20 protein-coding genes and 1 rRNA gene are annotated in these 22,263 nt (G+C 67.9%); 11 read left to right on the forward strand and 10 right to left on the reverse strand.

Translation table 11 applies throughout. The features are described from left to right. Positions 1–4: 4 nt before the first annotated feature. Positions 5–121, forward strand: a 5S ribosomal RNA gene (rrf, locus tag HII28_RS13535). A gap of 105 nt (positions 122–226) precedes the next feature. Here rrf and HII28_RS13540 read toward each other — a convergent pair. Genes HII28_RS13540 through HII28_RS13560 form a run of 5 tightly spaced genes read right to left on the reverse strand, consistent with a single transcriptional unit; the run spans position 227 to position 5,882 of the window. Further along, positions 227–1,345 (reverse strand): LacI family DNA-binding transcriptional regulator, encoded by a 1,119-nt coding sequence (locus HII28_RS13540; protein WP_170026152.1) that lies wholly within the window; start codon positions 1,343–1,345, stop codon positions 227–229. Beyond that, on the reverse strand, positions 1,332–2,864 hold the full coding sequence (locus HII28_RS13545; RefSeq protein ID WP_170026153.1) for a sugar ABC transporter ATP-binding protein: 1,533 nt from the start codon (positions 2,862–2,864) through the stop codon (positions 1,332–1,334). Before HII28_RS13545 ends, HII28_RS13540 begins: the two co-directional genes overlap by 14 nt. Beyond that, complete coding sequence (locus tag HII28_RS13550; RefSeq protein WP_240977957.1) at positions 2,861–3,862, reverse strand: sugar ABC transporter permease YjfF; 1,002 nt, start codon at positions 3,860–3,862, stop codon at positions 2,861–2,863. The genes HII28_RS13545 and HII28_RS13550 overlap by 4 nt, the downstream gene beginning before the upstream one ends. Before the next feature lie 8 nt (positions 3,863–3,870). Next, entirely contained in the window at positions 3,871–4,932 is a 1,062-nt protein-coding gene (locus HII28_RS13555; protein WP_170026154.1) for an ABC transporter permease, read from the reverse strand. Next, positions 4,920–5,882, reverse strand: coding sequence for an ABC transporter substrate-binding protein (locus tag HII28_RS13560; RefSeq protein WP_346769334.1), 963 nt, complete (start codon positions 5,880–5,882; stop codon positions 4,920–4,922). Before HII28_RS13560 ends, HII28_RS13555 begins: the two co-directional genes overlap by 13 nt. 367 nt (positions 5,883–6,249) lie before the next feature. Between HII28_RS13560 and HII28_RS13565 the strand changes: the two genes are divergently transcribed. Genes HII28_RS13565 through HII28_RS13575 form a run of 3 tightly spaced genes read left to right on the forward strand, consistent with a single transcriptional unit; the run spans position 6,250 to position 10,075 of the window. Beyond that, positions 6,250–7,374, forward strand: coding sequence for a substrate-binding domain-containing protein (locus HII28_RS13565; RefSeq protein ID WP_170026155.1), 1,125 nt, complete (start codon positions 6,250–6,252; stop codon positions 7,372–7,374). 2 nt (positions 7,375–7,376) lie between these two features. After that, positions 7,377–8,975 (forward strand): sugar ABC transporter ATP-binding protein, encoded by a 1,599-nt coding sequence (locus HII28_RS13570; protein ID WP_170026156.1) that lies wholly within the window; start codon positions 7,377–7,379, stop codon positions 8,973–8,975. Beyond that, the gene (locus HII28_RS13575; protein ID WP_205864934.1) at positions 8,972–10,075 is read left to right on the forward strand and encodes an ABC transporter permease; all 1,104 of its coding nucleotides are present in this window, start codon (positions 8,972–8,974) and stop codon (positions 10,073–10,075) included. The genes HII28_RS13570 and HII28_RS13575 overlap by 4 nt, the downstream gene beginning before the upstream one ends. A 210-nt stretch (positions 10,076–10,285) precedes the next feature. Here the strand turns inward: HII28_RS13575 and HII28_RS13580 are convergent, their stop codons facing one another. Next, positions 10,286–10,660 (reverse strand): type II toxin-antitoxin system VapC family toxin, encoded by a 375-nt coding sequence (locus HII28_RS13580; protein ID WP_170026157.1) that lies wholly within the window; start codon positions 10,658–10,660, stop codon positions 10,286–10,288. Further along, positions 10,657–10,905, reverse strand: a complete 249-nt coding sequence (locus HII28_RS13585; protein ID WP_170026158.1) for a type II toxin-antitoxin system prevent-host-death family antitoxin — start codon at positions 10,903–10,905, stop codon at positions 10,657–10,659. The genes HII28_RS13580 and HII28_RS13585 overlap by 4 nt, the downstream gene beginning before the upstream one ends. A gap of 488 nt (positions 10,906–11,393) precedes the next feature. On the opposite strand from HII28_RS13585, the gene HII28_RS13590 reads away from it, so the two are divergent. Then, positions 11,394–12,605, forward strand: coding sequence for an enolase C-terminal domain-like protein (locus HII28_RS13590; protein ID WP_170026159.1), 1,212 nt, complete (start codon positions 11,394–11,396; stop codon positions 12,603–12,605). Positions 12,606–12,682: 77 nt separating this feature from the next. Here HII28_RS13590 and HII28_RS13595 read toward each other — a convergent pair whose 3' ends face one another. Together HII28_RS13595 and HII28_RS13600 are read right to left on the reverse strand one after the other, a co-directional pair. Beyond that, positions 12,683–15,151 carry a glycosyl transferase gene (locus tag HII28_RS13595; RefSeq protein WP_170026160.1) on the reverse strand — a complete coding sequence of 823 codons (2,469 nt, stop codon included), beginning with the start codon at positions 15,149–15,151 and terminating at the stop codon, positions 12,683–12,685. Between the two features lie 362 nt (positions 15,152–15,513). Then, positions 15,514–15,873, reverse strand: coding sequence for a GntR family transcriptional regulator (locus tag HII28_RS13600; protein ID WP_346769335.1), 360 nt, complete (start codon positions 15,871–15,873; stop codon positions 15,514–15,516). Between the two features lie 31 nt (positions 15,874–15,904). On the opposite strand from HII28_RS13600, the gene HII28_RS13605 reads away from it, so the two are divergent. The 3 genes from HII28_RS13605 to HII28_RS20315 all read left to right on the forward strand — a co-directional run bounded on the left by HII28_RS13605 (position 15,905) and on the right by HII28_RS20315 (position 18,050). Continuing rightward, a complete protein-coding gene (locus HII28_RS13605; RefSeq protein WP_170026162.1) occupies positions 15,905–16,309 on the forward strand; it encodes a (deoxy)nucleoside triphosphate pyrophosphohydrolase in 405 nt (134 codons plus the stop codon). A gap of 63 nt (positions 16,310–16,372) precedes the next feature. Beyond that, positions 16,373–16,909 carry an SET domain-containing protein gene (locus HII28_RS13610; protein ID WP_170026163.1) on the forward strand — a complete coding sequence of 179 codons (537 nt, stop codon included), beginning with the start codon at positions 16,373–16,375 and terminating at the stop codon, positions 16,907–16,909. Between the two features lie 232 nt (positions 16,910–17,141). Then, positions 17,142–18,050: a DUF2510 domain-containing protein gene (locus HII28_RS20315; protein WP_170026164.1), complete on the forward strand. Its 909-nt coding sequence runs from the start codon at positions 17,142–17,144 to the stop codon at positions 18,048–18,050. An 85-nt stretch (positions 18,051–18,135) separates the two neighbouring features. Here the strand turns inward: HII28_RS20315 and HII28_RS13620 are convergent, their stop codons facing one another. Continuing rightward, positions 18,136–18,924, reverse strand: coding sequence for an SDR family oxidoreductase (locus tag HII28_RS13620; RefSeq protein WP_170026165.1), 789 nt, complete (start codon positions 18,922–18,924; stop codon positions 18,136–18,138). A gap of 123 nt (positions 18,925–19,047) precedes the next feature. Between HII28_RS13620 and HII28_RS13625 the strand changes: the two genes are divergently transcribed. From HII28_RS13625 to HII28_RS13635, 3 genes are all read left to right on the forward strand, one after another. Then, positions 19,048–19,764 carry a TetR/AcrR family transcriptional regulator gene (locus tag HII28_RS13625; protein WP_170026166.1) on the forward strand — a complete coding sequence of 239 codons (717 nt, stop codon included), beginning with the start codon at positions 19,048–19,050 and terminating at the stop codon, positions 19,762–19,764. Then, positions 19,761–20,486: a nucleoside/nucleotide kinase family protein gene (locus tag HII28_RS13630; protein WP_240977962.1), complete on the forward strand. Its 726-nt coding sequence runs from the start codon at positions 19,761–19,763 to the stop codon at positions 20,484–20,486. Before HII28_RS13625 ends, HII28_RS13630 begins: the two co-directional genes overlap by 4 nt. A 181-nt stretch (positions 20,487–20,667) precedes the next feature. Beyond that, positions 20,668–22,251 (forward strand): MFS transporter, encoded by a 1,584-nt coding sequence (locus HII28_RS13635; RefSeq protein ID WP_170026167.1) that lies wholly within the window; start codon positions 20,668–20,670, stop codon positions 22,249–22,251. Positions 22,252–22,263: the final 12 nt, after the last annotated feature.

Below are 22,263 nucleotides of genomic sequence, written 5' to 3' on the forward strand. Positions count from 1 at the left end.
GTGTTTCGGCGGCCATAGCGAGAGGGAAACGCCCGGTCACATTCCGAACCCGGAAGCTAAGACTCTCAGCGCCGATGGTACTGCAAGGGGGACCTTGTGGGAGAGTAGGACACCGCCGGACTTCTTTGTAAGAGGGCCGCCCAGAAATGGGCGGCCCTTCTTGCGTTAACGGGCCGCATTCCGGGCCCGTCCGCCCCGAGTGAGGCGTTTCCGCGGGAGACGGGCTTTAGCCGCGGCGGCGCGTTTCGGTGGGACAGTTCGCGCCGGAACCCGCGGCATCCGTGAGCGTCTGGGGCTTCGCATCCGCATCCTCTGGGGTGTCGCCGACGGGCCCGCGACGACGCTGGCTCGAGGCACGCACCACCAGCGTGACGGGAATGGGCGGCGGGGACGGCGACGTGTCGTCGCCGTCGAGCCGGTCGAGCACGCGACGGAGCGCGAGCTGCCCGAGAGCGGCGAAGTCCTGAGTGACGGTCGACAGGGGCGGGGTGTAGAACACCGACTCGGGTACGTTGTCGAAACCGACGACGCCGACGTCATCCGGCACGCGGAATCCGCGTCGTGCGAGTGCAGACATGATGCCGAGTGCGATCTGGTCGTTTGCGGCGAAGACCGCCGTCTTGCCGGCGATGACGGTGAGTTCGAGGCCTATCCGGTGGCCCTCTGCTGCCGACCAGTCCGCGTGGTAGAGCGCTCCGCGTGGAATGCCGGCATCCGCGAGTTCGTCCGCCCAGCCGCGTTGACGCTCACGGGCGTCAGGGTGGTCGGGAGGCCCCGCGACGTGGATGACGTCGAGGTAGCCGGAGTCGATGAGGTGCTGAACGGCCGCTCTCGCTCCGCCGTATTGATCGATCGCCACGACGTCGCCACTGCGCCCGGGCGCCGCGATCGAGATCAGCGGAACGCCGACGTCTAATCCGCGCAGGGACTCGAGGGTCGTGACGTCGAGCTGCACGAGCACGACGGCCTCGACATTCTGCCGCAGCAGCGACTCGATCGCGCTGCGCGCCTCGCTGGCGCTGTCGCCCGGCACGCTCACCGTGAACACGCTGTACCTGGCGGCGTGCGCCGCCTCGTTGAAGTAGCGCTGGATGCTGGCCGGCCCATAATCCGCGGATCCCGGCGCGATCAGTCCGATCGTCCGCGTGCGTCTGGTGACCAGGGCGCGCGCAGCGGCGGATGGCTCGTATCGCAGCTGTTTGATCGCCTTGCGGACGCGCTCGCGGGTCTGGTCGCGCACATCCGGAGAGTCGTTGATGACCCGGGACACCGTCTGATGCGACACCCCGGCAAGGCGCGCGACATCGAAGATGGTCGCCGCACGGTTCCCCTCAGTCCGCGCCATTCGCCTCGTCTCCATCCGCGATGAGCGTGAGCAGGAGCTCGCGGTCGAGCTCATCGTCATTCGCCACGATGCCCAGGATCGATCGGTCGCGCATGATCACGATCCGGTCGGACAGCCGCAGAACTTCGTCGGGTTCGGCGGAGATGTACACGACGCCGACTCCGTTGGCTGCCATGGACGCCACGAGGCGCTGAACCTCAACCTTAGCGCCGACGTCGATGCCCCTCGTCGGCTCGTCCAGCACCAGAACACGTGGCGCGATCGCAAGCCAGCGGGCGAGCAGCACCTTCTGCTGATTGCCACTGGACAGGGATGCCGCCGGCTGGCCGGGGTCGCACGGCCAGACATTCAGTGCCTCGAGGTAGCTCATCGCGAGTTCGTCCTGCCGCGCGCGCGGCATCCGCAGGAACCAGCCCCGCTGCGCCTGGATCGCGAGCGTGATGTTCTCCCGCACGCTGAGCTGACCGATGAGGCCCTCGGAGATGCGGTTCTCGGATGCGTAGACGACGCGAGCGCCCAGAGCTGTGCGCGGCGACCGGTACGTCGTGGTCGACGTGCCGCCGACGAGCTGTCCGCCGGCGATCGGATCGATGCCCGTGATGGCCCTGGCCAGTTCCGTTCGGCCGGATCCGAGGAGCCCTGCGACGCCGACGATCTCGCCCTCGCTCACCTCGAGGTCGACGGGAGCGCGCAGAGCGCTCGTCCGCACCCCCTCTGCCTGCAGGATGGGCGCCGGGCTGGCGATGGCCTCGGCCGCGCGTTGCTCGATGATCTCGTCGAGCTCTCGCGGATCGCGGCCGAGCATGCGCTGCACCAGATCGCGGCGCAGGATGTCGGCCGTTGGGAACTCGCCGACCAGGATGCCGCCACGCAGCACGGTCAGCCGGTCAGCGATCTCGTACACCTGCTCGAGGATGTGCGACACGAACAGGACGGCGACGTCCTCGTCGCGCAGCGACCGGATCACGTCGAGCACGTGCTCCGTCTCGGCCTCGTCGAGGCTCGCGGTGGGCTCGTCCAGCACCAGCACCCGCGGATTGGACCGGATCGCCCGGGCCATCGCCACCAGCTGCCGGATGGCGGGCGGATGCCCGCCGAGCGGCGACCGCGGATCCACCACGGCGCCGAGCCGGTCGAGCAGCTCCGACGCGCGACGGATCATCGCCCGGCCGTCGATGCCGAACCGGCCGTGCGGCTCGTCGCCCAGCATCACGTTCTCGGCGACGGACAAGTTCGGCAGCAGCCCGGTCTCCTGGTGGACGACGCCGATTCCGGTGGCGAGCGCGTCGCGTGGGGAGGTGATGCGCACCTCAGCGCCGTTGCACAGGATCTGGCCCCGCGCCGGCCGGATCGCACCGGTCAGCACCTTGATGAGCGTCGACTTTCCCGCGCCGTTCTCGCCCATCAGCGAGTGCACCTCGCCACGATGCAGGTCGAGGTCGACGTCGTCGAGCGCCAGGTGGCCCGGATACCTCACGGTGATGCCGCGCATCCGGATGAACGGATCGTCGGAGTTCATCGCAGCACCGCCGATCTGCTGGCCGCAAGGCGTTGCGCCACCACGAAGACGAGCAGGAGGAGGCCGAGCACGATGGGCGTCCACCACGGATCGACGCCGAGGTAGTCGATGGTCAGCTGGATGACGCCGTAGACCAGCACGCCGATCACCGTTCCGACGACTCCGCCGTGTCCGCCGCCGAGCGTCGTACCCCCGATGACGACGGCGGCGATCGCCGCGAGTTCCATGCCGACGCCCGCCTGCGGGTCCCCGGACGACGTGTACGAGGCGAACAGCACGGCGGCGATCCCCGCGCAGACGCCGCTGACCACGTACACGAGCACCGTGGTGCGCATGACGGCAAGGCCCATCAGGCGTGCGCCGTCCGCGTTGCCTCCGATTGCGAAGACCGTGCGGCCGAACCGGGTGCGATGCAGAAGCAGGTAGGCGGCGACGGCGAGCGCGAGCGCTGCGATGACACCGAGCGATAACTGCAGGTCGCCGACGCCGACCGAGACCAGCGTCAAGGCGTTGAGCCCGCTGTCGCGGATGGCGACGGCGTTGAGACTGACAGTGTAGGCGAGGCCTCTGGCCAGGAACATGCCGGCGAGAGTTGCGACGATCGGCTGCACGTCGAAGGCGGCGACGAGCACACCGTTGACGAGGCCGATCCCGGCGCCGGCGGCGACGACCAGCGGGATGGCGATGCCTGCCGGCACGCCGGCGGCCAGCAGCTGGGCCCCGATCACGCCGCCGAGTCCGATCACCGAGCCGATGGACAGGTCGATGCCCCCGGAGAGGATGACGAACGTCATCCCGACGGAAAGGGCGAGCAGATAGCTGGTGTCGAGGAACAGGTTGGAGACCAGGCGGGCGGAGACGAAGGATCCGAAGACGAGCTGATCGCCGAGCACCAGCATGCCGAGCATGACGACGGCGACGAGAACGGGGGAGAGGTGCACGCGACGGCTGGCGGTGAAGGCGGGCGATGGCATCCGCTCCACGGGGAGCTGGGGCATCTGCGTTGTCATTGGATGCCTCGCCAACCGGCCCGCACGCGCTGCAGGAGCGCGCTGGTGCGCGGAGCCTGGAGCAGGCAGACCGCGATGATGATGACGCCCTCGAAGAGCGGGGACGTCGCGGGCGACGTGCCCAGATACGTCACCGTGGAGGTCAGCACTTGCACCGTCAGAACTCCCAGCACCGTGCCGCCGATGGAGAACCGGCCGCCGCGCAGGGAGGTGCCGCCGATGACGACGGCGAGGATGGCATCCACCTCGATGCCGAGGCCGGCGTTGCTCGCGTCGGCCGACATGATGTCCGAGCTCACGATGAGTCCGCTGGCTGCGGCGAGCAGCCCGCTCACGGTGTAGACCGTCGCGGTGAGGACGCGCACGCGGAGGCCGGCCATGCGGCTGGCGACCGGGTTCGCGCCGATCGACTCGATCATGGTGCCGAGTGCGGTACGCCTCAGCAGCACGGCGACGACCGCGACGACGGCGGCGGCGATGATGGTGGGCGCCGGAATGCCGAGCACCGTTCCCGAGGCGATCCACGCGTACGGCGGGCTGACGACCGTCTCGACCTGACCGTGCGTGACGAGCATGGCGAGGCCGCGGCCGGCCAGCATGAGCACAAGGGTCGCGATGATGGGTTGCACGCCGATGGCGGCCACGAGCATGCCGTTCCACGCCCCGAGCAGAATGCCGACACCGAGGCCAGCCCCGATGCCGAGCGCGACGGCGCCGAAGGATGCCGGGTCGGGCGATCCCGCGATGACCGCGAGCGCGACGGCGCCGCCGACCGACAGCACGGCGCCCACCGAGAGGTCGATGCCCCTGACGGCGACGACGAGCAGCATTCCGAGGGAGACGAGCATCAGCGGCGCGGCGTCGCGGATGATGTCGGGGATCGCCCCGTACAGTGCACCGCGTCGGATCGACAGCGCGAAGAAGTCCGGCCGCACGGCGACGTTGATGATCACGAGCGCGAGCAGGATGACGACGGCCCAGGACTGAGGACGGCGCAGCAGCGTGCTCAGGCGGCGCCGGACGAAGGCGTCCTCGCGCGCCGGAGTCAGTACGGCCATGTCGCGAGCACCCCCTTGGCGGCCTTCGCGTCGAAGACGCGGTCTGCGGCGATGTACTGCCGCTGGACGGTCGCGCCCGCGTGCACGGCACGCACCACGGATGCCACCCGCGGCCCGAGCATCGGATTGCACTGCACGACCTGGTTGAGGCGGCCGGCCACCAGTTCCGTCAGGGCGTCGCGCGTGCCGTCGATGGTGACGATGCGGATGTCACGCCCGGGCTCCAGCCCTGCCGCCGTGATGGCCTCGATGGCGCCGAGTCCCATGTCGTCGTTCTGCGCGAACAGCAGCTGGATGTCGTCGCCGTGCTTCTCGAGGAACGCCGCCATCACCTCCTTGCCGCCGGCTCGCGTGAATCCGCCGTCCTGCGCATCGAGGATCCTGATTCCGTGGCCGGCGATCACCCGGTCGAATCCGGCGGAGCGGTCGAGGGCCGCGCTGGATCCCGTCGTGCCGAGCAGCTCGACGATCCGCGTGCCGGGTTCAGCGGTTTCGATGATCCACTTCGCGGCGAGGCCGCCTTCGCGGCGGAAGTCGTCGCCGACCCGGCTCAGGTAGAGCGACGAGTCGCTGGGATCGATGCCGCGGTCTTCCAGCACGACGGGGATGCCGGCGCGACGTGCCTCGTCGAGCACGTCGTGCCATCCGCTCTCCACCATCGGCGCCAGCACGATCACGTCGACGCCACGGGTGACGAAACTGCGCACGGCGGCGATCTCGTTCTCCTGCCGGCCCTGCGAGTCGATGAACATCAGATCGAAGCCGTTGCGGCGGGACAGGGCGTTGCGGAGCGAGACGGTGTTGGCCGCGCGCCATGTGCTCTCGGCGCCGGTCTGTGCGAACCCGACGGAGATGAGGGATCCGGAAGCGTCGGCGGCTGTGCAGCCGGCCAGCCCCCCTGCGGCCAACGCGAGGGCGCCGCCGAGCATTGCTCGTCGGGTGATCGTCACTGATCGCCTCCCTGCGTCGTCGGAGCGGAGTTCGTGGAGCGGGTTCGTGGAGTTCGTGGAGCGGGGCCCGTGGACCGCCCGTTCGCGGACCGGAGTGTTCGGGCTACGCAAACGTTAGCGTTCACAGTCCCCTTCCCGCGAGGCCCGCATCCGCGGGATGACGGACTCTCAGACGGATGGGTCGGCCGGATCCCTTCGCATTTGCGGGCTTGACAACGAATTCTGTTAGCGCTCACAATGCTCTCTGAACCCGCCGCTCCGCAATCCGGCACCGTCACGGCGCGAGAAATGTGAGCCCTCACAATTCGTGTCGGCGCCAGGCTGTCTGCGTGCGGGAGGTCCCTCACACACCAACAGGAAGTGAACGATGAAGATCACACTCAGAGTCGCGGCGGTCGCTGCCGCGCTCCTCCTCGCCGGCAGCATGGCGGCCTGTTCCAAGTCGGCCGCGAACGATACCTCGGCAAGCACCGCCAAGAGTTCCGTGGCGCTCAAGGGAACGCTCGCGTTCAACCAGTCGAAGCTCGCAGACCTCGACCAGAAGCTGAAGTCCGCGCTCGCGGGCAAGGACCTCTCGGCAGTCGACATCGCGATGGTCGTCAACGTCGCCGCCGACTACTGGAAGGCCGGCCAGGTCGGCTTCGAGGCCGGATGCAAGGACCTCGGCATCTCCACGAGCAAGTGCACGTACTTCGCTCCGCCGAGCGGCAAGCTCACGGAGCAGACGTCCGAGCTCGAGACGCTGAAGTCGCAGGGCGTGACCGGATACTCGATCTCGGCCATCGACCCGACGTCGACGGCGAACACCATCAAGACCGACATGGACGCGGGCATCTTCGTGCTGCCGATCGACTCGCCGCTGCCGAAGACCGCGGCCGCCGGCCTGTATCTCGGAACGCCGAACTACACGGCCGGGTTCCAGGCGGGCACCGCCATGAAGCAGCTGCTGAACGGCAAGGGCAAGGTGGCGATCCTGGTCGGCTCGCTGACGGCCGACAACGCGGTGCAGCGCATCCAGGGCTTCGAGGACGCCATCAAGGGCACGAGCATCACCGTCGCCCAGAAGGTGAACGACAACCTGCAGGCCAGCACCGCAACGAGTGACGCCGAGACGATCCTCGCCAACAACCCCGACGTGACGGGCCTCTACGGCGTGTACTCCTACGACGGACCGGCGCTCGCCCAGGCAGTGAAGTCGGCCGGCAAGCAGTCCAGCGTGAGCATCGTCTCCGACGACTCGGACGCGCAGACACTTGGCTTCATCAAGTCGGGCACCATCGGCGGCACTGTGGTGCAGATGCCGTACCAGCAGGGCTACACCGGGGCGTACATCCTCGCGGCGGAGAAGGTGCTCGGAACGGATGCGACGGCCGCGATCCTCAAGCCGTACCTGGCCTCCGACGGCTACACGCTGAGCTCCGGCGTGGGACTGGTGAGCAAGTCGAACCTCTCCGACTACCAGTCGCTGCAGAGCCAGCTGGGCATCGGCTAGGCATGACGGACGCCACAGCCCCCTCCGGCCGTGCGGTCATCGCGCGGCTGGAGGGGGTCTACAAGGAATATGGGCCGGTGCGCGTGCTCGACCTTCCGGAGCTCGAGCTGCTCGAAGGCCAGGTCGTCGGGGTGGTCGGCGAGAACGGCGCAGGCAAGTCGACGCTGATGGGAACGCTGTCGGGTGCCGTGCATCGCGACGGCGGCGAGATCACGATCGACGGCACGGCGCTCGCGCCCGGATCGACCGAGGCCGCGCAGAAGCTCGGCGTCGCCATGGTGTCGCAGGAGTTCCCGCTCGTCGGGCAGCTCTCGGTCGCGGAGAACCTCCTCCTCGGCCGTCGCCCGGAGCAGGCGCGGAGCGGCTGGCTCGTCGACCGGCGCGCGCAGCGAGCCGAAGCTGCGGCGATGCTCGCCGACATCGGCCTCTCCGCGGGCCGCGTCGGCCTGGATCGCGACGTGCGGTCCCTGCCCGTTCCGACGAGGCAGATGATCGAGATCGCCAAGGCGTGGGGGCGCAAACCGCGACTCCTCATCCTCGACGAACCCACGTCGTCGCTCGGCCCCGTCGAAGCGGAGACGGTGCTCGGGCTCGCGCGCCGACTCGCCGATCACGGCGGTGCCGTGCTGTTCATCGGTCACCGCCTCGACGAGGTCCGTGAGGTCAGCGACCGCGTCATCGTGCTGCGCAACGGACGGCTGGTCGCGGATCTCATCCCGGCAGAGGCGACGGAGGCACGACTGATCAAGGAGATGGTCGGCGGCGAGCTGGAACAGGAGACGCCGAAGGCGCCGCCCGCCGACGCCCCCGTCTTCCTCCGCCTCGAGGGCGTCACGGCGGACGGACTGGGCCCGGTGGACCTCGAGGTGAAGGCGGGCGAGATCCTCGGGATCGCGGGTCTCATGGGATCTGGTCGCAGCAGGCTGATCCACACGATTGCGGGCGCACAGCCGTCGACCGGTGGAACGATGAGCCTGCGCGGCGCCAGGCATGCGCCAAGGTCGGCGCAGGACGGCGTCGAGGCCGGTATCGCGCTCATCCCCGAGGACCGCAAGGAGCAGTCGCTCGTGCTGTTCGCCTCGATCGCATCGAACGTGACCGTGTCGATCCTGCGGCGGCTGAGCCGGTTCGGGATCCTCGGCACTCGCGCGCAGCGGGCGGCCGCGGTGAAGATCGCCCGCGACGTCAACGTGCGCATGCAGAGCGTCGACCAGCCGGTCGGATCCCTCTCCGGCGGCAACCAGCAGCGTGCGGTCTTCGGTCGCGCGTTCGCCACCGAGCCGGGACTCCTGCTGCTGGACGAGCCGACCCGCGGTGTCGACGTCGGCGCCAAGTCGGAGATCTACGGGCTCATCGACCGGGCGGCAGCCGAGGGCATGACCGTGGTCGCGGCATCCTCCGAGCTCGAGGAGCTGCAGCTCATCAGCCATCGCATCGCGGTGATGAACCGTGGCCGCATCATGACGGTGCTCGATCGGGATGCCGCAACCAAAGAGGCCATCATGACCGCGGCCGCCTCCACCCCCGTCCCGGCGCCGGCGGCGCCGGCATCCGCTTCAGCAGCTGCATCGACTTCACCATCTCAAGGAGACTCGGCATGACCGCCGCACCGAACCCCATGACCGCACCGAACCCCGCGACCGCCTCGGGCACCGCCGGTCCGCCGCCAGGAGCCATGCCGGCTCGCGGGCCCGAGAACCGGAACGGCGGCGACCGTTCCAGCGCGAACCGCGACGACCGGCCCTCGCTGATGCACCGCTTCGCCGCATCGCCGGAGGCGGGCGTCGGAGTCGCCTGCGTCGTCGTGTTCGTCGTCATCGCGATCGCCGCACCGACATACGCCACCGCCGGCAACCTGCAGGTGATGGGACGCGACCTGTCGCAGCTCGGAATCCTCGCCGTGGCGGAGGCGCTTGTCATCCTCACCGGAGGCATCGACCTGTCGGTCGGTGCGTTGGCCGGTCTCGCGGGGATCATCGCCGCGACTCTCAACGTGACCCTGCATCTGCCGGCCGTGCTCGCGATCGTGCTGACGATCGTGATCTGCGGACTCGTCGGCGCCTGGCACGGATTCACCGTCACCAGGCTGAAGGTGCCGCCGTTCGTGATCACGCTCGTCACGTTCACCATCGCGCAGGGACTCTCGCTCGCCATCACGAGCGGGACCCCGGTGAACGGCATCGATCCGCTGTTCAGCGACATCAGCGGATACTACGTGTTCGGTGTGCCCGTACCAGCGCTGTTCTTCATCGCGGTCGTGCTCATCGCGTGGTTCGTTCTCGAGCGCACGTATGTCGGCCGGCAGATCTACGCGGTGGGCGGCAACCGGGAAGCGGCGCGGCTGGCGGGCATCCCGACGTCGCGGCGCATCTTCTCGATGTACGTGGCCGCGGCGGCCATCTCCGGTCTCGTCGGCGTTCTCGTGATCGGGCGCATGAACGTGGCAGATCCGTCAGTGGGCCCGGGCTGGGAACTCACGGCCATCGCGGCCGCCGTCGTCGGAGGTGTCTCGCTGACCGGCGGCGAGGGACGGATCTTCGGAGTCGCGGCAGGCGCCATCCTGCTCGAACTCATCGCGAACGGCCTGCTCGCGCTGCACGTGAGCCCGTACTTCCAGCAGGTGGTGCAGGGCGCCGTTCTCGGCGTCGCGATCCTGCTGGATCGGCTGCGAGCACGCTACTTCGGGCGGGGAAGGAGTTAGACCCGATTCGCACCATCCCGCACGAAATCGATGGGCCCCGGGCATGTGCCCGGGGCCCATCGTCTGTGCGCTGGCGGGTGCGAGTGTCCGCGGTGACATGACATCCGGTTGAGGGCATGCCAGTCGGGCATGTATTCGGCGGGAGAGCGCGGACTGTCTTGTTGAGGCGGATGGCGAGTGCGGAGGGCGCTAGTTCCAGGTGATCCTGCGCTACGCGATCAGGTCGATGCCGTACTGCGTGATGCGCGCATCCGCGCTGAGGAAGGGAACGCGCTCGACCGCCGACTGTGCGACCAGCATGCGGTCGAACGGATCGCGATGGTGCCACGGCAGGGTGCGCAGCGCATCGGCATGGTCGGCCGTGAGGGGGAGCGAACGGAAGCCCTGTGCGTCGAGCACGGATACGAGATCGTCTGGGGATGTGAGCTTGCCGAGGGATGACTTGATCGCGATCTCCGCGACGGTAACCGACGAAACCAGCAGTTCGTTGCCGGTGTCACCGATGATCGCGCGATGCGTTGCGCTCAACCGCGAGTCGTCGCTCAGCCACCACAACAGGATGTGCGTGTCGAGGAGCGCCCTCACGACTGGTACCAGTCGTGCTCGTCCGCGGTCGTGAAGTCGTCGAAGTCGTCGGCGATGGTGACTTGGTCGTGCCAGACGCCGGGCTTTCGAGCCTTCGCCGGACCCGGATACGGCACGAGTTGCACCACCGGCCGGCCATTGCGGCTGATGGTGATCTCGGCGCCGTTCTCTGCAGCGGCGACCAGCTTCGAGAACTGGCTCTTCGCGTCGTAGATGTTGATCGGCTGGCTGTGTAATGCTGCCATGATGTCATGGTAATTGACCTGGTCAGACCTGGCTAGACCTTCTCTGGATGCGTTCAGACTCGGTGCTTCCGTTCACGGGGTTGGCTGATCGTTCGTCATCAGCCTCGCGAACCGGCCAGGCATCGCGAGACCGATCGACCGGCGGGTGCGATCGGGCTCGCTCACACGACTTACGCAGCAGCGCTACTGCAACGCCTCGAACACGGTCGCGTCGCCGAACGTCGCGACGCCGCCCGTCACCGAGGCTGGCACCTCGAAGACGACGATCCCGGATGCCTGCTGCCCGTTCCCGAGGGTCACTTACGGCATCTGCCCGGGTGCCCCGTAGTGGGCGGTGGCGTGCGAGTACACGCTGCCACTGGCATCGGTGAAGCTGGCGTCGTAGGCGGTGTTGCAGATGCCTATGCGCGTTGCCGACACCCGCACCCGCCTCCGCGCCACACCCCCTACTCTCGGAGCATCCCCGCATCCCGACGAAGGATCTCTCCATGCGCACCCCACGCATCGTCGACGTCCAGGTGCACCGCCTCACCGGCCCGAATCCCCGGTACTCCGACGGTCCGCATCCGGACGGCGATCGGCAGCGGCAGATCCAGGCGATCGACCTGTACGCGGATGCCCGCGCCCCCCTTCGCGTTGCTGCCGCTGATGCGCAGGAGTCGCAGACGGTCTCGCGCTGCTACCTGCGCATCCTGGCCGACGACGGATCCTTCGGCTTCTACGGACCCATCGATGAGCTACCCGGCCGAGTGGTGCTCGACGCCTACCGCGAGCTGCTGATCGGGCAGGATGCGCTGGCATCCTCGACGATCTGGGACCAGCTCGAGCGCGTCGACCGGCACAGCAGGCACGGCCTGCACAAGGCGGCGATCTCCGCGATCGACAACGCTCTCTGGGATCTCCGCGGTCGGGTCTTCGACGCACCCGTCTGGCAGTTGCTCGGCGGGGGATCGCGGCGGAGCATCCCCGCGTACGCGAGCATGCTCGCCACCCCAATTGACCCGGAGTCGATCGCGTCAGCCGCCAAGGCGGTGCAGGCGGAGGGATACGCCGGACAGAAGTGGTTCTTCGAGCACGGGCCGGCGAGCGGTCCGGCCGGGCTGAAGGCATCCGTCGACCTCGTGCGCCAGGTGCGCGAAGCGGTCGGCGACGACGAGCCGATCATGTTCGACGCCTACCACGGTTGGGATCTGCCGTTCGCCCGCGCCTGGGCGCAGCGCGCCGAGCAGTACAGGCCGGACTGGCTCGAAGAGGCGCTGCTGCCGAACCGGCACGCGGCGTTCGCCGAGTTGCGACGTTCGACGAGCATCCCGCTGGCGACCGGCGAGCACGTCTACGACCGCCAGGAGGTGCTCGACCTCGTGCGCGACGGATCGATCCAGGTGCTGCAGGCCGACCCGGAGTGGTGCGGCGGCGTGACCGAATTGACCAGGATGGCCGCGCTCGCCGAGACCTTCGGCGTCGCGCTGATCCCGCACGGGCACGGCATCCACGCCGCGCTGCACGTCATCGCGGCGCAGTCGCCCGAGGTGTGCCCCAAGGCGGAGTACCTGCTGCGGCACATGCCCTGGCGGCATCAGTTCGAAGCGGATGCTCCGGCACCCGTCGGCGGCGCCTTCCCGCTTCCCACTGAACCCGGCTTCGGCATCACCATCGACGAGTCGAAGGTCGAACGCGACGAGCTGCTGCCGACAGCCTGACGCCGCGCCGCGCGTGCTGCGGCCCTGCGGATTTCAGCGCCGCGCACATCCCTCCGGAGCGCGCGGCGCCGAAACGCCTACAGGATCGCCTCGACCCGAACCGTGCTCCCGGCGGGTGCGTGCGGCACGAGGTTTCCCTCGATCGCCGCGCCGTCGACCGTCAGCTTCGCCACGGCGCCGTCCGCGCCCGAGTTCGTGACGGTGATGACGTACGTCGCCCCGCGCAGCCCGCGGGTGACGGTGAAGCTCGGCACATCCGGTCCAATGCGGGGGTCGACGACGAGGCCGTCGTAGTCCGGGCGCACACCGAGCAGGTACTGCGAGATGGCGACGAAGTTCCACGCGGCCGTGCCGGTCAGCCACGAGTTCTTCGCTTCGCCGTGTCGCACAGCCTGCTTGCCGGCGATCATCTGCGCGTACGCGTACGGCTCGAGGCGGTGGACGTCGCTGATCTCCTCCCGGAACGCGGGCGCGATCTTCTTGTACAGGTCGTAGGCACGGCCGCCGCGGCCCACCCTAGCTTCGGCGATCATCACCCACGGGTTGTTGTGGCAGAAGATTCCGCCGTTCTCCTTGTACCCGGGCGGATACGTCGATACCTCGCCCATGTGCACCTGATAGGTGGTGTAGGCGGGGTACTGCAGCACGAGTCCGTGGTCGGTGCCGAGCAGCTCGTGCACCGCGTCGAGAGCCTTGATGGCCGGGGCTTCCGCGTCATCCGGACCGGATCCGACACCGATGCCGGCCATGATCGCGATGCCCTGCGGCTCGATCCAAATCTTGCCTTCCGGCTGCTCGTCCGTGCCGATCTTGCCGCCGTAGTAGTCGTAGGCGCGTAGGAACCAGCGTCCGTCCCAGGCGTGGGTCAGCACCGCGTCGCTCATCTCGGCGACGAGTCCGCGGGCGCGCTCGGCGACATCCGTCAGCCCCCGACGCTCGGCGAGTTCGGCGTACTCGGGACCGTAGAGCACGAACTGTGCGGCGATGAAGACGGATTCCGCGACTCCGCCCGTCTTGTTCTCGGTGGTCTGGAACGGTTCGCCGGGGGTCGTGGAGAACGCGTTGAGGTTCAAGCAGTCGTTCCAGTCCGCGCGGCCGATGAGCGGCAGCCCGTGCGGGCCGCGGTGGTCGACCGTGAACTCGAACGAACGGGTGAGGTGCTCGAACAGTGGCACCTCGCTCTCCGGCTCGTTGTCGAACGGCACCGGCTCGTCCAGGATGCCGAAGTCGCCGGTCTCCTTGATGTACGCCGCCACACCCGCGATCAGCCACAGCGGATCGTCGTTGAAGCCCGAGCCGATGTTGTTGTTGCCGCGCTTCGTGAGCGGCTGGTACTGGTGATACGCGGATCCGTCGGGGAACTGGGTCGACGCGATGTCGATGATGCGCTCGCGGGCGCGCTCGGGAACAAGGTGCACGAAGCCGAGCAGATCCTGGTTGGAGTCGCGGAATCCCATGCCGCGGCCGATGCCGGTCTCGAAGTACGAGGCCGAGCGGGACATGTTGAACGTGACCATGTTCTGGTACTGGTTCCACACATTGACCTGGCGGTCGAGGCGCTCGTCGCCCGAACTGACGGAGTACTTCGACACCAGCAGCGACCAGTGGTTGCGCAGGGCCTCGAGTGCGGCATCCGCTTGCTCGGCGGTCGCGAAGCGGCCCAGCAGGGCGTGCGCCGGCGTCTTGTTGATGATCTGGTGGGCGTCGTCGGCCCACTTCTGTTCGACCGGATTCTCGACGTAGCCGAGCACGTAGACGAGCGTTTTCGTCTCGCCCGGCTCGAGCGTGACGTTCACCGAGTGCGAGCCGATCGGATACCAGCCGCTCGCGACCGAGTCCGCCGACTTTCCTCCGCGCGGAACGGATGCCTCGCCCAGCGAGTTATAAGCGCCCACGAAGGTGTCGCGGTCGGTGTCGAAGCCGTCGGCGTGAGTGTTCACCGCGAAGACGGCGTAGTGGTCGCGACGCTCGCGGTACTCGGTGCGGTGGTAGATGGCAGAGCCGTGCGGCGAGTCCTGCTCGATCTCGACCTCGCCGATGGAGAGGTTGCGCTGGTAGTTGGTCTGGTCGTCCTCGGCGTTCCAGAGGCAGAACTCGACGAACGAGAACGCCGTGAACGTCTTGGCGGCATCCGTCGTGTTCGTGAACTCGACCTTCTGAACCTCGGCGTTCTCGCCGAGCGGCACGAAGAAGAGGGTCTTCACCTTGAGGCCGCCGCGCTCGCCGGTGATCGCGGAGTAGCCGAGCCCGTGGCGCGCCTCGAAGAAGTCGAGGTCGGCCTTGACCGGCAGCCAGCTGGGCGTCCACACGTCGCCGCCGTCGTTGATGTACAGGTAACGACCGCCGGCGTCCGCGGGGATGTTGTTGTAGCGGTACCGGGTCAGGCGCCGCATCTTCGCGTCGCGGTAGAACGAGTAGCCGCCCGCCTGGTGCGAGAGCAGGGAGAAGAACTGTTCCGACCCCAGATAGTTGATCCACGGGTAGGGAGTGTGCGGGGTCGTGATGACGTATTCGCGGGCTTCGTCATCGAAGTGGCCGTAGCGCATTGCTGTTCCTCGCTGTTTCTCTCATCGGCACCCATGCCGAACGGTCGGCGCCCATGCCGAACGAATCGCTCGGGACGAGAGTAGCGGAAATCGTGGGAGCGCTCTCACGGGGTGCCTGAACCGGTGTCGGCGGAGGCCGCGGAGGGCGGGCAGGCGCTGCAGTGCGGAGAACGGGGGTGGAGCGGCGCGTGCATTTCGCCGCTCCGAGGACGGGCGCGTGATCGACGCGATCTCCGCTGCGCGACGAGAGGCGGATGCAGCATCACGATTCTCGAGGCACGCGAGCTCTCGAGGCCGGCGCTTTCAGACCGGCGTCCTCGAGACCGGCGCTTCCGAAGCCGCGTCCACGAAACCCCTGCCTGCTACCGACTACCGCTCCGCTGCAGGTACGCGACTGTCTGCTCCCTGTTGAATCCGAGCGCGTTCATCGCCTTCAGGTACCGCTCGGTGAGCGCCGCAGCCTCGCGGTGCGTCGCGTTCCCGGAGAAATCCTCGGCGACCGTCGTGCCGTTGCGCCCGCGGGTCACCAGGTATCCGGATGCCTCGAGCTCCTTGTAGACACGCGCGACGGTGTTGGGCGCCAGGTCGAGGTCGGTCGCCAACTGCCGCACGGATGGCAGTTTGTCGCCGGGCACGAGTTCGCCCGCTGAGATCTGCGAGACGAGCTGGTCGCGCAGCTGCTCGTAGATCGGTGTCGGCAGTGACGGATCGATGGTCAACACGCCAGTCAGCATCCCACGCCACACTGGATCCATGACCGCAGACATCACGGTGGTCGCCGCGATCATCGCCGACGGCGATCGCATCCTCGCCTGCCGCCGCAACGAAGATCGCGAAGCGGGCGGCCTGTGGGAGTTCCCTGGCGGCAAGGTCGAGCCGGGGGAGTCGGCTGAGGATGCGCTCGCCCGCGAGATCCGCGAGGAGCTGGGCGTCGGGATCCGTGTCGGCGGGCTGCTGCACCGCTGTACGACGCCTGTCGGCGGGCGGCTCGTCGACCTCAGTTGCTACTGGGCCGTGCTGACGGATGCCGCGCCCGCCTCGAGCACGGATCACGATGACATCCGCTGGTTCCGCCGCGACGAGCTGCGTGACGTCGACTGGCCGGAGCCGGATCGTGCGGCGGTGGCGCTGCTCGCGGACGGCGCGGGCGAACAGTGACCTGCTCGCCGGACTGACCTCAGGGCATTCACACGCGCCGCTCTCCCGCGTACCGTGGCGCACATGCCCACCGAGCCGACGGCATCCGCCGTGCCCATCGCATCCTGGATCTCACCGAAGGCCCACAAGGGTGCCGCGAGCGACATCGCCGGTCGCGGGCTGTTCGCGCTCGAGGCGATCGCCTCCGGTGAGGTGGTCGCCGTCAAGGGCGGCCACGTCGTGACGACGGCGGAGCTGCATGCGCTGCCCCAGCTGCTGCAGAACTCGGACATCCAGATCGCCGACGAACTCCACCTGGTGGCGCTGACCGACGACGAGTACGAGCCGGTCATGCTGTTCCTCAACCATTCGTGCGCGCCGAACGTCGGCATCGACGGCAACGTGCTCTTCGTCGCCATGCGCGACGTCGCCGCCGGCGAGGAACTGACGACCGACTACGCGCTGTTCGACGACTACGACGGGTCCATGGAGTGCCACTGCGGAGTGGATGCCTGTCGTCACGTCATCGACGGTCGCGACTGGCGGCTGCCCGAACTGCAGAAGAGGTACAGCGGGTGGTTCTCCAGCTATCTGCAGCGACGGATCGACGCCGCAGGCTGAGGCAGCCGTCCACCGCGAATCTTCGTGACCATTCTCGTTCGTAACGGCTCGTGCGCGAATGCGTTTGCGTGCCTCGGGATCAGCTGCATATATTCACCGCGTGGGAGGGGCGACGATAACGCTCCGATTAGTGTCCCCAGAAATGGGTAAGTAACAGAAGGATACGCGTGCCCTAATCTCGGCCTGGGCGAGTTCATTGCTGACTCGCACAAATGTAAAGAGGTGCACCAAAGTGACTCAGACCCCACCGGGCTGGTATCCGGATCCGCACAATTCATCTCGGGTGAGATGGTGGGACGGGCAGACTTGGACTGACCAGACATTCATGGCGCCGGCGGCACAGATGAAACCCAAGTGGGTGCCGACGGCGTCCACGTGGATAGTGGGAGCAGTTGCGATCGTTTGTGCTCTCATCGTTTCAATGAGCGGTGGTATTGGTGGATTCCTTCTCGTCCTATCGCTTTTTGCATTGCCCACGGGCATCGTCGCACTGATCAGTTCCAGACCGACGTGGCTGAGGCTTCCCGCTAGCAAGGGAGCAGCGACCGTCGTAACGGTTGCTGCCGTCATCGCGTTGTTCGTCGGCGCTTTCACGGCAGGGCTTGGACAGGTCAGTACTCCAAGGGCGTCTCAGCCCGTCGCACATCAGACGTCCACTCCAAGTGCTACCGAGACACCCAAAGCGATCGTTGTCGTTGATGTGATCGGTCGATCCGCACCAGATGCTGCGGTCATACTCTCCGGCGACGGGTTCACCGTCGAGACCGAAGCCGTCGACGGTAGCTCCCTTCCGTCGGATCTCACTAGCTGGTCGGTAATCTCCGAGTCGCCAACCGCAGGAACTCGCCTGTTGCCTGGTGCGGTAATCGCACTGAGGCTGCAGGCTCCTCCAACTCCAACTCCAACTCCAACTCCAACTCCAACTCCGACAAGCGCGGCGCCTGCGCCGCAGCCAGCGCCAGCGCCGCCGCCAGCGCCTGCGCCGCCGCCCGCTCCGGCACCCGGCCAGGGCCTGGTCATCCCTGGAGCCTTCTGCCCGGACGCCAGCGTGGGACAGTCCGCGCAGGCTGCGAATGGTCGTACCTACACTTGCGGGAGCAAGGGGCCGGATGCGAACGGGCACTATCACTGGAACTCGTGATGGCGACTTTGCGGTGATCGTCGATTCGCATCCGCCAGCATGTTGCTCTCGCTCCGGCAGCGTTTCGTTGACTCCGACCTTCGACTCACACGATGTGCCCGCCCGCGACATCGAGCGTGACCCCCGTGATCCAGGATGACGCTCCCGAGGCGAAGAAGAGCGCTGCGGCCGCCACATCCTGCGGCTGCCCCAGGCGGCCGAGCGGGAAGCCTGCGGCGAGGCGTGCGCGGACCTCGTCGCTCGTGTACGCGCGCATCCGCTCGGTTTCGATCGTGGCGGGGGAGAGGCAGTTGACGCGCACGCCGTGAGGGGCGAGCTCGCCGGCCAGATGGCGGGTGAGGCCCATGACTCCGGACTTGGCCGCCGCATACGCCGCATTGGCGTCGGTCGGCTCGCGTGCGGCTGAGGACGCCATGGTCACGATCGACCCGCCGCCCGCGGTCAGGTCATCGAGGAAGGCCGAGATCGTCAGGAAGGTGGCGGTGAGGTCTCCGTCGAGCACCCGACGCCAGTGCTCGGCGGTCTCGGTCGTCGTCGGCACCGGTTGCCCGTTGCCGCCAGCGAACGTCGCCAGGATGTCGACCCGTCCGAGATCCGCGTGAACCTCGGCTCGGAGCCGGTGCAGGTCGTCATCGACGGTGCAATCAGCGGCGATCGCGATCGCCTTGCCGCCGAGATCACGGATGTCTGCGGCCACGGCATCCACGGCTGCCCGATCCCTGCCCACCACGGCCACCTCAACACCGTTGGCTGCCAGCGCTCGGGCCGTCGCCGCTCCGATGCCACGTGAGCCGCCTGTCACGACGGCGACCTTACCGTCGAGATCCGGACAGATCGCGCCGGCGCCTGCCTGCCGGTCGAACGTCTCGGTCATGTCGTGCGCTCCTCCCGTTCGGGACGCGCGCTGCACGCTGGGGGCGAGTGGCGCATCCATGCGGTATTATTTGTTCGTACAGCTTGTTCAATTAAACGTCGACGGAACGGCACGGTCAAGAGCATGAGCCCACGCCCCTACAACCTCGGTCTGCGCGGCGACCAGATCAGCAAGGGGCGCCGGCAGATCCTGGATGCCGCCCGTTCCCTTCTCAGCGAAGCCACCAGCTACACGGACTTCACCGTCAACGCGGTCGCCGCGCGAGCGGATGTCTCGCGCGGCACCGTCTACTACCAGTTCGCCTCGAAGGTCGGGCTGCTCGAGGCGCTCTGCGACGACCTGGCCCGCCTGGGCGGGCTAGCGGAACTGCCCCGCGCGTTCGGCGATCCGGACCCACGAGCGGCCCTCGACGCGTTCATCGAGTGCTTCGGCCGGTTCTGGCAGGCCGACAGGGATGCCATGCGCCGGCTCCGCGCGCTCGCCGCCCTCGACCCGGAGGTGAGGGCCGTGATCGGGCCGAGAGACGAACGGCGGCTGGCCGGGTTGACCGAGCTCGTGGCGCGGATAAGTGGGAGAAGGACGGGCTCGGAATCTTCGGACAGCGCCGCAGGAAAGACGGACTCGGAACCTCCCGCCGGCGCTGCAGGAAAGATGAGCGCCGCGGGAGCGGCTCGCCCCGGAGAATCGACCAGCGACCTCGTCAGGCAACTGCAAGCGTTGACCAGCTTCGAGACGTTCGACACGATCGCGGGACCGGATCAGCGTGACATCATGACGGTGACGCCCACGATCGTGCGGCTCGCGCACGGGGTGCTCGATGCGCTGGGATCGAACGCATGACCCTCGACGCATATCCCCGGTTGGACGCGCTGACCGACCGGATGCTCGCGCTCGCCGACACTCCGGCCCCAGGCACCGACGCCGATCCTGGCACCGGACCCGACACCGACACCGGCAGCGGCAGCGCTGGGAGAGACTCGTCGTCGGATCGCCGAATCCTCGGAATCGCCGGCGCACCCGGCGCGGGCAAGTCCACGCTTGCTGGGGCTCTCGCGGATGCAGCATCCGCGCGTGGCCGCGCCCACGAGGTCGCGGTGCTCCCGATGGACGGCTTCCACCTCGCGGATGCCGCGCTCATCCGTCTCGGACGCCTCCAGCGCAAGGGCGCGATCGATACCTTCGATGGCCACGGGCTGCTCGCGATGCTGCGTCGCATCCGTGCGGAACGCGACAACACCGTGTACGCACCGGCGTTCGAGCGTGACCTGGAGCAGCCGGTCGCGGGCAGTATCGCGATCGAGCCCGAGGTGCGGGTCGTGATCGTGGAGGGCAACTACCTGCTCGACGAGGAGGCGCCGTGGCCGAGCATCCGCTCGCTGCTCACGGAGGCATGGTTCGTCGAGACACCGGACGCCGTCCGACTGCCGCGGCTGATCGCGCGGCACGAGAGGTTCGGCAAGAGCCCAGCGGATGCCCGTGCCTGGGTCGAGCGCGTCGACGAGCCGAATGCGCGCCGCATCGCGGCCGTGCGCGATCGTGCCGATCTCGCGGTGCGGCTCTGACGAGCCCAGGAACTCGCCAGTGCGAAACGACCCGAAAGGGGTGAACCGACGGGCGGCCCGCGCATCCGGATCCGGCGAAGCCGACACTGGACGATGGCATTCTCCAGCAGCGGTGGAGGGATGACGATGTGCAGAGCTGCCGACGAGTTCGGATCCCAGATGTCCCGGCTTCGGTGCGCGCATGAGTGACGCGAAGGCAGCACCGACGCGCTTCAATCTGCGGCTCGCCATCCTCCTCGCGATGGCGATGTTCGTGCTCGTGGTCGACACGTCGCTCATGAACGTGTCGATCTCGGCCGTCGTCCGCGACCTGGACACCACCGTGAGCGGCGTGCAGGGAGCGATCGCCCTGGAGGCGTTGGTGTCGGCGGCCTTCATCCTGATCGGCGGCAAGACCGGGGACCTGATCGGCCGCAAGCTGGCCTACATCCTGGGGCTGCTCGGGTACGCGGTCGGCGCCATCGCCATGACGCTGGCGCAGAACCTCTTGACCATCGTCATCTTCTGGGCGTTCATCGGCGGGATCGGCGCATCACTGCTGCTGCCATCGATGCAGTCCCTCATCCACGGCAACTTCGAGGGCGACCATCAGAAGCGCGTGTATGCGCTCGTCGGCGCATCCGCTGCGATCGCCGCAGCGGTCGGACCTCTCCTCGGTGGCTTCATCACGACCTTCCTGTCGTGGCGGGTCGGCTTCCTGCTCGAGGCCGTCATCATCGCGGTCGTGCTGGCCGGCATCGGGCTGGTGCACGACGTGCCGTACACCGGAAGACGCTCGATCGACCTCATCGGCGCACTCCTGTCCGTGATCGGAATGGGCGGAATCGTCACCGGCATCCTCGTCTGGCAGGAGGGCGGCGAATACGTTCTGCTGCTGATCGTGGTCGGTGCCGCCGCACTCGTCGGCCTCGTCTTCTGGCTGCGGGCCAGGAGCAAGCGGAACAAGGCGACGCTGCTGGATCCGGCCCTCTTCACCTCGAAGCTGTTCCGCACCGGGGTGAGCGGACAGCTGCTCCAGCAGGTGGCGCTGGGCGGCACCATGATCGCCCTGCCCATCTACCTCCAGATGGTGCTGGAGTACAACGCGCTCCTGGCCGGCCTGTCGATTGCGCCGCTCTCGTTGAGCATGTTCGTCATCGCGCTACTGGCCGGCCGCAGGATGAAGTGGCGACCGGCGAACCTCATCCTGTCCGGCTTCCTGCTGTCCGTGATCGGCATCGTGATCATCATCCCGATCGTGCCGATCGCGACGAACGGGTGGTTCCTGACCATCCCGCTGATCATCAGCGGTAGCGGACTGGGTCTGTTGGTCTCGCAGCTCAACAACTACACGCTGTCGCCGATCAGCGATGAGCGGGTCAGCGAGGCGGCCGGCGTGAACTCGGCGGCTGGATCGTTCGGTCTCTCGTTCGGCCTGGCCTTCGCCGGCGCGATCATGCTGGCGACGCTCTCACTCACCTTCACCTCGCTCACGAACGCCAGCACCGTGCTCCCTGCTGAGGACAAGCAGCAGGTGGCGACCGCGCTCGAAGAGGATGCGCAGGTGATGTCGAACACGCAACTGGAGAAGCAACTCGCGCACGAGAACCCCGCCGTGCGGGAGGAAGTGGTCCGCATCAACACCGAGGCGCGGCCGCTCGCACTGCAGGTGGCCCTTCTGATCCCACTGCTGGCCGGTCTGCTCGGCGCGGGCAATGCGCTTCGGATGCGACGCCTTCCCGACCCCGCGCCATCCGACAGCGGCGAGGCATCCGTAATCGGTTGAGGGCCCGTGCGC

The sequence above is a fragment of the Planctomonas sp. JC2975 genome, assembly GCF_012985205.1.
Classification (GTDB): domain Bacteria; phylum Actinomycetota; class Actinomycetes; order Actinomycetales; family Microbacteriaceae; genus Humibacter.

Bases quoted from the DNA above. Each gene is read 5' to 3' on its own strand.
- HII28_RS13585 (WP_170026158.1), bottom strand. From the start codon at position 10,905: ATGGCAGCATTACACAGCCAGCCGATCAACATCTACGACGCGAAGAGC.
- HII28_RS13630 (WP_240977962.1), top strand. From the start codon at position 19,761: ATGACCCTCGACGCATATCCCCGGTTGGACGCGCTGACCGACCGGATG.
- HII28_RS13555 (WP_170026154.1), bottom strand. From the start codon at position 4,932: ATGGCCGTACTGACTCCGGCGCGCGAGGACGCCTTCGTCCGGCGCCGC.
- HII28_RS13565 (WP_170026155.1), top strand. From the start codon at position 6,250: ATGAAGATCACACTCAGAGTCGCGGCGGTCGCTGCCGCGCTCCTCCTC.
- HII28_RS13590 (WP_170026159.1), top strand. From the start codon at position 11,394: ATGCGCACCCCACGCATCGTCGACGTCCAGGTGCACCGCCTCACCGGC.
- HII28_RS13550 (WP_240977957.1), bottom strand. From the start codon at position 3,862: ATGCCCCAGCTCCCCGTGGAGCGGATGCCATCGCCCGCCTTCACCGCC.
- HII28_RS13540 (WP_170026152.1), bottom strand. From the start codon at position 1,345: ATGGCGCGGACTGAGGGGAACCGTGCGGCGACCATCTTCGATGTCGCG.
- HII28_RS13610 (WP_170026163.1), top strand. From the start codon at position 16,373: ATGCCCACCGAGCCGACGGCATCCGCCGTGCCCATCGCATCCTGGATC.
- HII28_RS13625 (WP_170026166.1), top strand. From the start codon at position 19,048: ATGAGCCCACGCCCCTACAACCTCGGTCTGCGCGGCGACCAGATCAGC.
- HII28_RS13575 (WP_205864934.1), top strand. From the start codon at position 8,972: ATGACCGCCGCACCGAACCCCATGACCGCACCGAACCCCGCGACCGCC.
- HII28_RS13545 (WP_170026153.1), bottom strand. From the start codon at position 2,864: ATGAACTCCGACGATCCGTTCATCCGGATGCGCGGCATCACCGTGAGG.
- HII28_RS13605 (WP_170026162.1), top strand. From the start codon at position 15,905: ATGACCGCAGACATCACGGTGGTCGCCGCGATCATCGCCGACGGCGAT.
- HII28_RS13570 (WP_170026156.1), top strand. From the start codon at position 7,377: ATGACGGACGCCACAGCCCCCTCCGGCCGTGCGGTCATCGCGCGGCTG.
- HII28_RS13620 (WP_170026165.1), bottom strand. From the start codon at position 18,924: ATGACCGAGACGTTCGACCGGCAGGCAGGCGCCGGCGCGATCTGTCCG.
- HII28_RS13635 (WP_170026167.1), top strand. From the start codon at position 20,668: ATGAGTGACGCGAAGGCAGCACCGACGCGCTTCAATCTGCGGCTCGCC.
- HII28_RS13595 (WP_170026160.1), bottom strand. From the start codon at position 15,151: ATGCGCTACGGCCACTTCGATGACGAAGCCCGCGAATACGTCATCACG.